Origin of the sequence: Corallococcus sp. AB030, from assembly GCF_003668965.1 — a bacterium.
GTDB classification, from domain to species: Bacteria; Myxococcota; Myxococcia; order Myxococcales; family Myxococcaceae; genus Corallococcus; species Corallococcus exiguus.
This window is the reverse complement of the sequence record NZ_RAWQ01000057.1, coordinates 1-12,696: the sequence shown is the minus strand read 5'-3', so window position 1 is coordinate 12,696 and position 12,696 is coordinate 1. Positions and strand designations below refer to the sequence as shown.

Here is a 12,696-nt window from a genome sequence, read left to right as displayed (position 1 = left end):
CCCATGACGACCTGGAAGAGTGGAGTCTGTGAAGCGAACGGCATCGACCTCCACTATCTCCGGACGGGAGGCGCCAGACCTCCCGTCGTCCTGCTCCATGGATTGATCGGGAGCGGCGCCTGCTGGACTTCCGTGGCGCGCGGGCTCGAAGGTGAATTCGATGTCGTCATGCCCGACGCCCGAGGGCACGGCGGTTCGAGCGCGCCGCGCCACGGCTACCAGTACGACGAACACGCAAGCGACGTCGTGGGACTCATCCAAGGCCTGGAGCTCTCGCGTCCGGTGCTGCTGGGCCACTCGATGGGTGGGATGACCGCCGCGGTGGTCGCAAGTCGAGGGACGGCGGGCCTCCGCGGCGTCATCCTGGTCGACCCGACGTTCTTGAGCCCCGAGCGCCAACGCGAGGTGCACGCCAGCGACGTCGCCGAACAACACCGCCGGACCCTCGGCTTCAGCAAACCTGAGCTCGTTGCCCAGGCCCGAGCCCGGCAGCCGCATCGTTCGCCCGAGCTCATCGAGCATCTCGCCGAGGCGAGACTGAAGACCCGCACGGAAGCCTTCGACGTCCTCACGCCGCCCAACCCCGAGTATCGCGAAGTGGTGAGCGCGATTGACGTCCCCATTCTCCTCGTCATCGGGGACAGCAGCCCCGTCGTCACGCTCGAGATGGCAACGGAGCTGCGGAGCCTCAACCCACGCCTGCGAATCGAACAGATACAGGACGCCGGCCACGGCCTCCCGTATGACCAACCCGAGCGCCTGGCGGAGGTGGTCGCGTCGTTCCTGCGTGAACTGGCCGGGCCGATCAACTCCCGGCGATGAAGTCCTTCAAGTCATCGGGAAGCGGCGACGCGAAGGTGACGGACTCCCCGGTGCCCGGGTGCGGGAACGTGATGCGCTCCGCGTGAAGCGCATGGCGCGGCAACCGCAGCCGGGCCCACGCCTCCGGCTCCAGCGAGTGCTTGCTGAACCGGTCGAAGTAGCCGGGGTCCGGCCCGTACATCTTGTCGCCCACCAGAGGAAAACCCGCCTCGCGCAGGTGGATGCGAATCTGATGCTGCCGTCCCGTCTCCGGAAAGCAGCGCAGCAGCGCGAACGGCGCGCCGCCATGAGTGAAGCGCTGAAGCACCTGGAAGCGCGTACGACTGGGCTTGCCCACCACCGGGTCGATGCGCACGGCGATGCGGATCAGGTCCGTGCCTTCCGCGATGGGCGCATCCACGACGAAGGTGTCCTCGGAAGGCTGGCCCTCGCACAGCGCCAGGTACTCCTTGTGCACATCGCGCGACAGGAACAGTCCACCCAGCACACGGCAGGACTCGGTGGTGCGGCCACACACCACCAGCCCGCTCGTCTCGCGGTCCAGCCGGTGCGCGGGCTCCGCGAAGCGCTCACCGAAGCGCTCACGCAGGAGCGTCACCAGCGTGCCCTTGTGGTAGCGCGCGGTGGGGTGGATGGGCAGCCCCGCCGGCTTGTCCAACACCAGCAGCCAGTCATCGGAGAAGACGACGGGCAGCTCCGTGGGCGTCACGGGCTCCTGGCTCGCGGGGCGGCGGATGCGGAAGGTGAGCCCCGGGTACACGGGCGTGGAGGGCTTGAGCCGGTACTCGTCGCACAGGACGCCGCGCAGGATGATGCCCCGCACGCGCTCCAGGTCCATGCGGCGGATCTTCTCGCAGAGGTACCGGTCCAACCGCCACCCCGCGTAGTTCGGCTCCACGACGAACGGGATGTCGACGTAGCCGTCGGGGATGACCGGAGCGCTCTCGGAGTCTTCACGCATGGCGGACCCGACGCTCTACCACGCTTTGAAACACGAAGGCCGCCCGGCCCCCGCGCACGAAGACGCGAGCACCCGGCGGCCTGATTGCTTCACGAACGCGTCAGCTCACCCGAAGGCGCGCTTCGTCTCCACGCCCAGGAAGCGCGAGTACAGGTCCGCGATGCGCTCGCCCGTGCGGCCGTCCCACAGCTCCGGCACGCGGCCCTTCTTGAAGTCGCCGGACAGCACGCGGTTCGCGGCCTCGCGGATGCGCGCGGGGTCGGTGCCCACCACCTCGTTGGAGCCGACCTCCACGGTGATGGGGCGCTCGGTCTGCTCGCGCATGGTGAGGCACGGCACGTTCAGCGCGGTGGTCTCCTCCTGCAGGCCGCCGGAGTCCGTCATCACCAGCTTCGCCTGCGACGTGACGGACAGGAACTCCAGGTAGCCCATGGGGTCCACCAGCTTGAGCCCCGGCGTCTGCTCCAGCTTGGAAGCCAGCCCCTGCTCCGAAATCATCTTCCGCGTGCGAGGGTGCACCGGGAACACGACGGGCAGCTCCTTCGCCACGTCCATCAGCACGCCCAGCAGGCCCGCCAGCAGCTTCGGGTTGTCCACGTTGGACGGCCGGTGCAGCGTCGCCACCACGTAGCCCTTCGGCGTCAGGCCCAGGTTCTTCAGCGTGGGCAGCTGGTCGGCCTTCTCCTTGGACGACAGGAGCGAGTCGATCATCACGTTGCCCACCAGGTGGATGTGCTTCGGGTCGATGCCCTCCTTCAAGAGGTTCGCGTCCGCGTCGCGCGACGGCGTGAGCAGCAGGTCGGAGAGCCGGTCGGTGACGACGCGGTTGATCTCCTCCGGCTGGTGCCGCTCGAAGCTGCGCAGGCCCGCTTCCACGTGGGACAGCGGAATCGCCAGCTTGGACGTGACGAGCGCCGCGGCGATGGTGCTGTTCACGTCGCCCACCACGGAGACCAGGTCCGGCTTCTCCTGGAGGAAGACCTTCTCCATCTCCACCATCATCTTCGCCGTCTGCTCGGCGTGGCTGCCGGAGCCGATGCCCAGGTGGATTTCGGGCGGAGGCAAGCCCAGGTCCGCGAAGAAGACGTCACTCATCTTCGCGTCGTAGTGCTGGCCGGTGTGGATGACGAGCTGCCGCAGGGACGTACGCGCGGAGATGGCCCGGTGAATGGGTGCCACCTTCATGAAATTGGGACGCGCGCCAACGATGTGGATGACCTTCTTCATGTCGCCCCGGAAGCTAGGCATGGCGCCAGTTCTGGCCAGTGGTGGGCGCCAGTCAGCCCCTCCCCAAGCGCGGCGGGACGTCCTGAATCTGATAGATGCCGCCCCATGCCCGCCTCCTACACCGTGGCCGTCATCCCCGCCCGCCATGCCAGCACCCGCTTCCCTGGCAAGCCGCTCGCCCTCATCGCCGGCCGTCCGATGATCGAACACGTCTGGCGCCGCTGTCAGGAAGCCAGCGCCTTCGACGAGGTGTGGGTGGCCACCGACGACACGCGGATCCGCGACGTCGTGGAGTCCTTCGGCGGCAAGGCGGTGATGACCAGCCCCACCTGCCCCACCGGCACGGACCGCATCGCGGAGGTCGCCCGCGCCCGTCCGGACGTGGAGGTGTGGGTGAACGTGCAGGGGGATGAGCCGCTCGTGGACCCCGCCGCCCTCAAGGTGCTCGCGGAGCTCTTCCAGGACGAAGCCGTGAACATGGCCACGCTGGTGCGCCCCCTGGAGCCGGAGGAGGTGGACAACCCCAACGTGGTGAAGGCCGTGCTCGCCCTCAACGGCGACGCGCTCTACTTCAGCCGAGCCACGGTGCCGCACGCCCGCGAGCCCGGCACACCCGTGCGCCGCTGGGCCCACCTGGGCCTCTATGGCTACCGGCGGGACACGCTGCTCCAACTCGCCGAACTCAGCCCCACCCCACTGGAGGAGGCGGAGAAGCTGGAGCAACTGCGCGCCCTGGAGCACGGCCTGCGCATCCGCTGCGCCAGCGTGAACTGGCGCAGCGTGGCGGTGGACGTGCCGGAGGATGTAGCCCGAGTGGAAGCGGTGATGCGCGAGCGCGCTGCCGTCAGATGACGGGCAGCTCGTCCGGCTCGTCGCCCTTCGGGAAGGCCGCGTCGATGCGCTGGAGCTCGTCCTCCGTGAGCTTCAGCGAAGCCGCGCTCGCGTTGTCTCGCACGTGCGCCGCGTTGCTCGCCTTGGGGATGGCGAACACCGACGGCCGCCGCACCAGGAACTGGAGCGCCACCTGGAAGGGCGTCACGCCGTGCGCCTTCGCGATGGACGCCAGCACCTTGCCGCCCGCGCTGGTGGGTGACGGGAACTGCCCGTTGCCGAAGGGGCTGTAGGCCACCACCGCCACGCCCTGCGCCTCGCACCACGGGATGACCGCGTGCTCGATGGCGCGCTCCTCCAGGTGGTACAGCACCTGGTTGCACGCGATGCGCCCCTTGCCCGCGAGTGCCAGCACCTCCTCCAGGTCCTCCACCCCGAAGTTGCTCACACCCCAGGAGCGGATCTTCCCCGCCGCGACCAGCTCCTCGAAGGCCTCCACCGTGCCCTCCAGCGGGTGCGAACCGGGCCAGTGCAACAGGTAGCAGTCCAGGTGGTCCGTGCCCAGGCGCTTCAGGCTGCGCTCGCAGGCGGCCACCGTGCCCCTCCGCGTCGCGTTGGACGGCATCACCTTGGAGACGAGGTACACCTCCTCGCGCCGGCCCTCGATGGCCTTCGCCACCAGGGCCTCCTCCACCTGCCCCTGGCCGTAGAGCTCCGCGGTGTCCAGGTGCGTGAGCCCCAGGTCCAGCCCGGCGCGCAGGGCTCGGACGGCTGCTTCCGCGTTGTCTTCCTCCATCTGCCAGGTGCCCTGTCCGATGACCGGCACCGCCACCCCGGTGTTGCCAAAGACGCGCTTCTCCATGGCCCCTCCTCGCATGGAACGTGCCTTGGAATACCACCCAGGCCACCCGCCTGCATCCCGGCCCTGCGGACACCGTCCGGGCTGCACGTCCCCCGACAGTCCGGTAGGCTCCGCCGGTGCCTCCCTCCGTTACCGCTTCGACACCGCACCTCTCCTCCGGGGTCACCGGGCGCCGCCTGCTGGCGCTCGCCCGCCCTGAGCTGGGCACGCTGCTGGTCGCCACCGTCTTCCTGTTCATCAGCAGCGGCGCCAGCCTGGTCTACCCCCAGGGCGTCCGCATCCTCATCGACGAGGCCCTCAACGCGAAGAACCGCGGCCTCATCGACAAGGCCGCGCTCGTCATGCTGGCCGTCTTCCTGGTCCAGGGCGTGGCCACCGCCGTGCGCTTCTACCTCTTCACCAACGCCGGCGAGCGCGTGGTCATGCGCCTGCGCCATGACTTCTTCCGGCGCCTCATGGACCAGGAGGTGGCCTTCTTCGACACGCACCGCACCGGAGAGCTCACCAGCCGGCTCGCCTCCGACACCACGGTGCTCCAGAACACGGTGAGCGCGAACATCTCCATGGGGCTGCGCAACGCCGTGCAGGCCCTGGGCGGCATCGTGCTGCTCTTCTACACTTCGCCCTCGCTCACCTTCCTGATGCTCGCCATCGTGCCCGTCGTCGCCGTGGGCGGCATGGTCTACGGCCGGCGCGTGCGCGGGCTGTCGCGCAACGTGCAGGACGCGCTCGCCAAGGCCAGCGAGGTCGCCGAGGAGAGCCTGTCCGGCATGCGCACCGTGCGCTCCTTCGCGGCGGAACCCTCGGAGGTGGCGCGCTACGGCAACTCCGTGCGCAACGCCTACGAGGTCGCCCGCAACCGCGCGCGCCAGTCCGCCGCCTTCATGGGGGGCGCCTCCAGCGCGGGCTACATCGCCGCGGTGGTGGTGTTCTGGTACGGCGGCCGGCTGGTGGTGGACGGCGAGCTCTCCGTGGGCGCCCTCACCTCGTTCCTCATCTACACGATGCTCGTGGCCGTCTCCCTGGGCTCCCTGGCGGACCTCTGGGCGGACTTCATGCGCGCCTCCGGCGCCGCCGAGCGCGTCTTCGAGCTGATGGACCGCGCGCCCTCCATCCCCGCCAACGAGGGCGAGCGCCCCGCCACCGTCGAAGGCCGCGTGGAGCTGCACGGCGTGCACTTCGCCTACCCCACGCGTCCGGACGTGCCGGTGCTCCAGGGCATCGACCTCACCGTCAACGCGGGCGAGGTCGTCGCCGTGGTGGGCTCCTCCGGCGCCGGCAAGTCCACCCTCGCCGCCCTCCTGTCGCGCTTCTATGATCCGCTCCAGGGCGAGCTGCGCCTGGACGGCCGCCCCCTGAAGTCCCTGGACCCCAGCTGGCTGCGGCGCCACGTGGGCATGGTCGCCCAGGAGCCCCTGCTCTTCTCCTGCTCCATCGCGGACAACATCCGCTACGGCCGCCCGGACGCCACCGACGCGGAGGTGGAGGCCGCCGCCCGCGCCGCGAACGCGCACGACTTCATCCAGCGCTTCCCTGACGGCTACCGCACGGAGGTGGGCGAGCGCGGCGTGCAGCTGTCCGGCGGCCAGAAGCAGCGCGTGGCCATCGCGCGGGCCGTGCTCAAGGACCCGCGCATCCTCATCCTGGATGAGGCGACGTCCGCCCTGGATTCAGAGAGCGAGCACCTGGTGAAGGACGCCCTGGACCGGCTGATGCAGGGCCGCACCACGCTCATCATCGCCCACCGCCTGTCCACCGTGGCCAACGCCCAGCGCGTGCTGGTGATGGAGCACGGCCGCGTGGTGCAGAGCGGCACCCACTCCACCCTCATGACGCAGGACGGCTTGTACCGCCGCCTCGTGGAGCGCCAGGTCGTCGCCGCCTGAACGCTCGTTCCTCGGACGACCCCCGCCCACCTCGCGGTCTTCATGGCGGGAAATGAGGGCGCGCATTATCTCTGCTGCCGCAAGAAAGGAGGTGATGCCTTGAACGACAGCAAGATCAAGGCGTCCACCTCCGTCGCGGTGGCCTGCTAACGCGGGTTGTCCCCGGCGGAAGTGACGCCTGCGGTAACGAGTCGCCCCCGTCCTTGCCGACGGGGGCGACTTTTTTCGTCCCCCTCCCTACCGGGAATGTCCTGTCCACCCACCGGTTCGTGGCCGCCGGGGGGAAGTGCCATCCACGACCGTAGGGGTCGCCTGCCGGAGAACTTCCGTGTCCATCACGCCATGTCCCATCCCGCTGCCCTCTGCCCTCCGTGACGAGGAGACGGTGGATGACCAGCGCAATCTTTTTTGTCCCAACTACGATGCCTGCCTGCACCAGGTCGTGAAGAAAGGCTGGGAAGGCTGGAGTTGCCGGGGGTGCGACCTGCGCCATTTCCGCGTCGGCCAGCCCACCGCCCAGCAGTTCGCTGTCGCCCGACCCGGGGGTTGGGACGCGCAGTGAAGGGCTGCCCCTGCGGGTCGGGGCCAGCCGGCCGTCCGTGCGTCAGAGAATATTTGACGCCCCCTGGCCCTCTTGGCAGGAAGGGACATGCGCTCCAAGAAAACCAAGTTCATCTTCGTGACGGGCGGCGTGGTCAGCTCGCTGGGGAAGGGACTGGCCTCCGCATCCATTGGCGCCCTCCTTGAGAACCGCGGGCTGGACATCACGCTCATCAAGCTGGATCCCTACATCAACGTGGATCCGGGCACGATGAGCCCCTTCCAGCACGGCGAAGTGTTCGTCACCGAGGACGGTGGCGAGACCGACATGGACCTGGGCCACTACGAGCGGTTCACCCACGCCCGGATGAGCCGCCTCAACAACTTCACCTCCGGCCGCATCTACAACGCGGTCATCACCAAGGAACGCCGTGGCGAGTACCTGGGCAAGACCGTCCAGGTGATTCCGCACATCACGGATGAGATCAAGGCCAGCATCCGCCAGGCCGCCCAGGACGTGGACGTCGTCATCGTGGAGGTCGGCGGAACGGTGGGCGACATCGAGTCCCTGCCCTTCCTCGAGGCCATCCGCCAGATGCGCTACGACGTGGGCAGCCAGAACGCCGTCTACATCCACCTGACGCTGCTGCCGTACATCGGCGCCGCGGGTGAAGTGAAGACCAAGCCCACGCAGCACTCGGTGATGAAGCTGCGCGAAATCGGCATCCAGCCGGACTTCCTCCTGTGCCGCACGGACCGGGAGATTTCGCGCGAGCTGAAGGACAAGATCGCCATGTTCTGCAACGTGGACAACGGCAACGTGTTCACGTCCCCGGACGTGCGCAGCATCTACGAGCTGCCCCTGGAGCTGCACCGCCAGGGCCTGGATGAGCGGCTGGCGGAGGTGCTCAACATCTGGAGCCGCGCGCCCCACCTGGAGAAGTGGGAGACCATCGTCCGCAAAATCTACGAGCCCGCGCGCGGTGAGGTCACCGTCGGCATCGTGGGCAAGTACGTGAACCTCACGGAGAGCTACAAGAGCCTCAACGAGTCCCTGCTCCACGGCGGCATCGCCAACGACGTGCGAGTGAAGCTGCGCTTCGTGGACAGCCAGGACGTGGAGGCTCAAGGGCCGGAGAAGACGCTCGAGGGCGTGGACGCGGTGCTCGTGCCCGGCGGCTTCGGCGTGCGCGGCACCGAAGGGAAGATCGCCGCGGTCCGCTACGCGCGTGAGAACAAGCTCCCCTTCTTCGGCATCTGCCTGGGCCTCCAGATGGCCGTGGTGGAGTTCAGCCGCACCGTGCTGGGCTTGAAGGGCGCCAACAGCCTGGAGTTCGACGAGCACACCGCGCACCCCGTGGTGACGCTCATGGAGAGCCAGGTGAAGGTGCAGGACAAGGGCGGCACCATGCGCCTGGGCAGCTACGCGTGCGCGCTCAAGCCCGGCAGCGTCGCGCACAAGCTCTACGGCCAGGAGGCCATCCAGGAGCGCCACCGCCACCGCTACGAGGTCAACAACTCCTACCGCGGCCGGCTCCAGGAGGCCGGGCTCGTCATCTCCGGCCACAACCCGGAGCTGAACCTGGTGGAGATGATTGAGCTCGCGGACCACCCGTACTTCGTGGGCTGCCAGTTCCACCCTGAGTTCAAGAGCAAGCCCTTCGCCCCCCACCCCCTGTTCTCCGGCTTCATCGGCGCGGCGCTCGCCCAGCGGGACGCCCACCGGACCCCGGCCCTCCCGGTGCGCTCATGAGCAACACCCCCTCCATCGAGCTGTGCGGCCACAAGGTCGGCCCCGGCCAGCGCCTCTTCGTCATCGCCGGCCCGGACAGCATCGAGTCCGAGGAGATGGCCCTGAGACACGCCCACCTGCTCAAGGGCATCACGTCCCGGCTGGGCGTTCCGTATGCCTTCAAATGTTCCTATGACAAAGCCAACCGGACCAGCGGGAAGTCCTTCCGCGGTCCGGGTTTGAAGGAAGGTCTGAGAATCCTGGACCGCGTCCGTCGGGAGGTGGGAGTGCCCGTTCTCACGGACGTCCATGAAACCAGCCACGTCGGGCCTGCCGCTGAAGTCGTGGATATCATCCAGATACCCGCCTTCCTCTGTCGGCAGACGGACCTCGTGGAGGCGGTGGCCCGCTCGGGCAAGGGGGTGAACTTGAAGAAGGGACAGTTCGTGGCCCCCAAGGACATCGTCCACTCGGCGAAGAAAGCAGTGGAGGCGGGCAACCCCAACGTGCTCGTCACCGAGCGCGGTTCCTCCTTCGGCTACAACAACCTCGTCGTGGACATGCGCGGCTTCGCCCAGATGCGCGAGGCCGGCCTCGTGGTCTGCATGGACGCCACCCACGCCGTCCAGCTCCCCAGCTCCAGCGACGGAAAGACAGGCGGCGAGCGCCGGTTCGTCTCGCTGCTCGCCCGCAGCGCCGCCGCCGCCGGGATTGACGCTTTATTCACAGAAGTCCACGAAGACCCCGACCGTGCCCTGTGTGACGGTCCGTGCTCGCTCAATCCACAGATGTTCGAGGACGTGCTACGAGATGTACTCAGCATCCGCCGCGCGCTGGGTCACGAAGCCAGTTGATGCATGCGAAAGGTGAGGAGGCCATGCAGACGGAAGCGCCTTCCAAGCCGGGCAAGGAAGAGCTGACGTCCCGTGCGTCGCGCGTGCGACTGCTCGTGTTCGACGTGGATGGCGTCCTCACCGACGGCGCGCTGTATTACGGCGACAACGGCGAAGTGATGAAGCGCTTCAACGTGAAGGATGGCCATGCGCTCGTCATGGCCCGGCTGGTGGGCCTGCCCGCCGCCATCCTCACCGCGCGCACGTCCCGCATCGTCGAGGCGCGAGGCCGAGAATTGGGCCTCGCCGCCATCTTCCAGGGCCGCAAGGAGAAGGGTCCCGCCTTCCTTGAATTGCTCGCCCAACTCCAGATACCCGCGAATCAGTGCGCGTATATGGGAGACGACCTGAACGACCTGGACCCCATGTCACTCTCAGGGCTGTCCGCCTGTCCGGCGGATGCTGTTCCAGAGGTGCGCCAGGAAGCAGACTTCGTTACGACGAACGTGGGCGGTCACGGAGCCGCCCGTGAGCTTGTGGAGCTGTGCCTCCGTGCCAGTGGCCGTTGGGATGACGCCGTGGGTCTGATGAGAAGCACAGATAAACGCAGCACGTCGTAGGGTGGGTTGATCAAACCCCGCATTCAAGGTAGGTGTTTATTTCCATGGCTAGTGGAACGATGCAGTCCGAGGGGAGTACGGCGATGACGGACCAGCTCTACACGACGCACGACATCAGTCGGTTGCTTCAGGTGGACCCGTCGACGGTGAGCAAGTGGATTGACCGCGGCATCCTGATGGCCTTCCGGACTCCGGGTGGCCACCGCCGGGTGCGTTCGACGGACCTGCGCACCTTCCTGGTCACCCACCAGATGCCCGTGCCCGAGGAGCTGGGTAGCAGCACGGTGCGCCTGCTGGTCGTGGACGACGAGCGCCCGGTGCTGGACGCCATCAAGCGCGCGTTCAAGCCGCACGCGAACCAGGTGGAGCTTCAGACGACCACGAGCGGCGTGGAGGCGCTGCTGCTGGTGTCGGAGCAGAAGCCGCACGGGATGATCATCGACCTCAACATGCCGGACATCGACGGCATCGAGGTCTGCAAGCGCATCCGCGCGCGCAAGCAGATGGAAGGCGTGCGTCTCATCACCATGACGAGCATGCACACGCCCGACGTCGTGGAGCAGTCCAAGCAGGCCGGCGCGGTGGCGTGCCTGGCCAAGCCGCTGGACGTGACTCAGGTGATGGAGCTGTTCCGGGTGCCGCTGGCGCTCAACACCAGCGCTGCTCGCAAGTGATGGGACGGGGGCTTCCGCCGGCCACCGCGGAAGCCCTCGGGTCGCAACGATGCTTGCGGGAGTCGCCGCGCCTCGCGACAGCGAGGGCAGCGGCCTCCCTGATGGGGTGTTGATGCACGCGCATCAACCCTGGACCTTCACCTCGACGACGCGGGGCTTGGTCTCCTCGCGACGCGGCAGGGTGAGGGTGAGCACGCCATTGTCGTAGCGGGCCTCCACGCGGGTCGCGTCCACCGTCTCCGGCAGGCGGAACTGGCGCGCGTACACACCCGAGGCGCGCTCCTGGCGCCGCAGGGCGCTGCCCTCCGGCACGGCTTCGGCCTTGCGCTCGGAGCGCACGGTCAGCACGCCGTCCTCCACCTTCACCTGGATGGCCTTGGCGTCATGGCCCGGCAGGTCCACGCGCAGCGTGATGCCGGACTCGGCCTCCAGGATGTCCGCCGCGGGCGTGACGGTGCGCTCGGCGTCCTCGCGGACGCCCGGCGAGGCCAGCTCGCGGAAGATGAAGTCGAAGTCGCGCAGCAGCGGGTGGGTGACAGCGGCGTTGTTGAAGGGATAGCGAGCGTTCAGCATGGTCGTCTCCTGTTCGTGACGTCCCTGGGGACGCACGTCGTGCGGGTTCACGGTCGTTGTTGAAGTGGGTGGCCGGGACCCTGTTTCCAGGAGCGCCCGGCAGCGCCTCACAAGACTCAAGAGAACCATGCTTCGGGACGTGTCAAGGAACGGCCCCGCACGTCCTGGAGCCCCCGCGAAAGGCCTTCGTACCCGCCTGCCTGCCCTCCTGGCGGGGGGCCAGGCTCAGTCGTCGTCGCGGCCCAACGTGACGGCGGCGCCGTCCTCGCCCCGGGTGACGTGCACCTGCCAGGGGCGGCAGCAGACGGGGCAGTCCTCCACGTAGGACTCGGAGGAGGCGCCCAGCGAGTCCACGTCCACTTCGACCTCTTCGCCGCAGTACGGGCACATCTGGGTGGCGGCGTCCGCGAACGGTTGCATGGTCCAGCCTCCTTGCCTTCAAGCCATGTTCCCCTGCCTTCAAGGCAGGTTCATTGACGTGGACTGAGCGTCCGCGCCATCAGACGCTAGAATCCCCACCCCATGGCTCCCCCTTCCCGGAATCGCATCGCGGACATCCTCGTCAAGGCGCGCGTCATCGACGAGTTGCAGCTACGCAGCGCGCTCGCCTCACTGGACCAGTGGGGCGGACGCGTGTCGCGCGTCATCGCGGACCTGGGGCTGGCGTCCGAGGAGACCATCACCCAGGCCATCTGCCAGGGCCTGGGAATGCCGCGCGTGCAGCTGGGCAACCTGACCAAGGACGCGGCGGCGCTCGCCCGCGTGGAGGTGGGGCTCGCCGAGCAAAAGGGCGTCTTCCCCGTGCAGCTCAAGGACAACGGGAAGACGCTGGTGCTGGCGATGTCCGACCCCACGGACCTGGCCACGTTGGACCAGGTCGCGGCGCGCAGCCGCGCCCGCGTGGTCCCCATGGTGGCGGGCGACCGTGAAATCGAGCACGCCATCCTGCGCCACTACCGCGGCCAGGAGCCGGTGGAGAAGAAGCGCTTCAAGCCCGACTCGAACAAGCAGCAGGACGCGGGCGAACTCCCGGAGGAGGAGGAGTTCAAGGTCGTGGACATGAGCGGCAAGACGGTCGTGAAGCGCATCAGCGACATCGTCGACCCGAACGCCGCGCCGCCGCCCCCCGCCGCCC

The 12,696-nt window shown here is 68.2% G+C and carries 14 protein-coding genes; 9 read left to right on the top strand and 5 right to left on the bottom strand.

The window, feature by feature from the left end; all coding sequences use genetic code 11:
* Positions 1-3: 3 nt before the first annotated feature.
* Positions 4-822 carry an alpha/beta fold hydrolase gene (locus D7Y15_RS15920; protein WP_121753117.1) on the top strand — a complete coding sequence of 273 codons (819 nt, stop codon included), beginning with the start codon at positions 4-6 and terminating at the stop codon, positions 820-822.
* Here D7Y15_RS15920 and D7Y15_RS15915 read toward each other — a convergent pair.
* Together D7Y15_RS15915 and wecB are read right to left on the bottom strand one after the other, a co-directional pair.
* Positions 806-1,783, bottom strand: coding sequence for an RluA family pseudouridine synthase (locus D7Y15_RS15915; RefSeq protein WP_121753116.1), 978 nt, complete (start codon positions 1,781-1,783; stop codon positions 806-808). The genes D7Y15_RS15920 and D7Y15_RS15915 overlap by 17 nt on opposite strands.
* A gap of 105 nt (positions 1,784-1,888) precedes the next feature.
* Positions 1,889-3,010 carry a non-hydrolyzing UDP-N-acetylglucosamine 2-epimerase gene (wecB, locus tag D7Y15_RS15910; protein WP_120598896.1) on the bottom strand — a complete coding sequence of 374 codons (1,122 nt, stop codon included), beginning with the start codon at positions 3,008-3,010 and terminating at the stop codon, positions 1,889-1,891.
* Positions 3,011-3,115: 105 nt separating this feature from the next.
* Between wecB and kdsB the strand changes: the two genes are divergently transcribed.
* A complete protein-coding gene (kdsB, locus tag D7Y15_RS15905) occupies positions 3,116-3,862 on the top strand; it encodes a 3-deoxy-manno-octulosonate cytidylyltransferase (protein ID WP_121753115.1) in 747 nt (248 codons plus the stop codon).
* On the opposite strand, the gene D7Y15_RS15900 is transcribed toward kdsB, so the two are convergent.
* Complete coding sequence (locus D7Y15_RS15900; RefSeq protein WP_121753114.1) at positions 3,855-4,703, bottom strand: aldo/keto reductase; 849 nt, start codon at positions 4,701-4,703, stop codon at positions 3,855-3,857. The two genes, kdsB and D7Y15_RS15900, sit on opposite strands and share 8 nt — an antisense overlap.
* Before the next feature lie 116 nt (positions 4,704-4,819).
* Here D7Y15_RS15900 and D7Y15_RS15895 point away from each other — a divergent pair, with 116 nt between their 5' ends.
* From D7Y15_RS15895 to D7Y15_RS15870, 6 genes are all read left to right on the top strand, one after another.
* Positions 4,820-6,589, top strand: a complete 1,770-nt coding sequence (locus D7Y15_RS15895; RefSeq protein WP_120577855.1) for an ABC transporter ATP-binding protein — start codon at positions 4,820-4,822, stop codon at positions 6,587-6,589.
* Between the two features lie 328 nt (positions 6,590-6,917).
* On the top strand, positions 6,918-7,151 hold the full coding sequence (locus tag D7Y15_RS15890) for a hypothetical protein (protein WP_014393887.1): 234 nt from the start codon (positions 6,918-6,920) through the stop codon (positions 7,149-7,151).
* 87 nt (positions 7,152-7,238) lie between these two features.
* Complete coding sequence (locus D7Y15_RS15885; protein ID WP_121753113.1) at positions 7,239-8,882, top strand: CTP synthase; 1,644 nt, start codon at positions 7,239-7,241, stop codon at positions 8,880-8,882.
* Complete coding sequence (gene kdsA, locus D7Y15_RS15880; RefSeq protein WP_120581567.1) at positions 8,879-9,715, top strand: 3-deoxy-8-phosphooctulonate synthase; 837 nt, start codon at positions 8,879-8,881, stop codon at positions 9,713-9,715. Before D7Y15_RS15885 ends, kdsA begins: the two co-directional genes overlap by 4 nt.
* A 23-nt stretch (positions 9,716-9,738) precedes the next feature.
* Complete coding sequence (locus D7Y15_RS15875) at positions 9,739-10,314, top strand: HAD family hydrolase (protein WP_120581569.1); 576 nt, start codon at positions 9,739-9,741, stop codon at positions 10,312-10,314.
* Positions 10,315-10,358: 44 nt separating this feature from the next.
* Positions 10,359-10,988, top strand: a complete 630-nt coding sequence (locus tag D7Y15_RS15870; protein ID WP_120562008.1) for a response regulator — start codon at positions 10,359-10,361, stop codon at positions 10,986-10,988.
* Positions 10,989-11,111: 123 nt separating this feature from the next.
* On the opposite strand, the gene D7Y15_RS15865 is transcribed toward D7Y15_RS15870, so the two are convergent.
* A complete protein-coding gene (locus D7Y15_RS15865; RefSeq protein ID WP_233597535.1) occupies positions 11,112-11,561 on the bottom strand; it encodes an Hsp20/alpha crystallin family protein in 450 nt (149 codons plus the stop codon).
* Positions 11,562-11,786: 225 nt separating this feature from the next.
* Entirely contained in the window at positions 11,787-11,981 is a 195-nt protein-coding gene (locus tag D7Y15_RS15860) for a CPXCG motif-containing cysteine-rich protein (RefSeq protein WP_120581566.1), read from the bottom strand.
* Positions 11,982-12,083: 102 nt separating this feature from the next.
* Here D7Y15_RS15860 and D7Y15_RS15855 point away from each other — a divergent pair.
* Positions 12,084-12,696 (top strand): general secretion pathway protein GspE (locus tag D7Y15_RS15855; protein WP_121753112.1); only part of this gene is annotated, 613 nt, incomplete at its 3' end.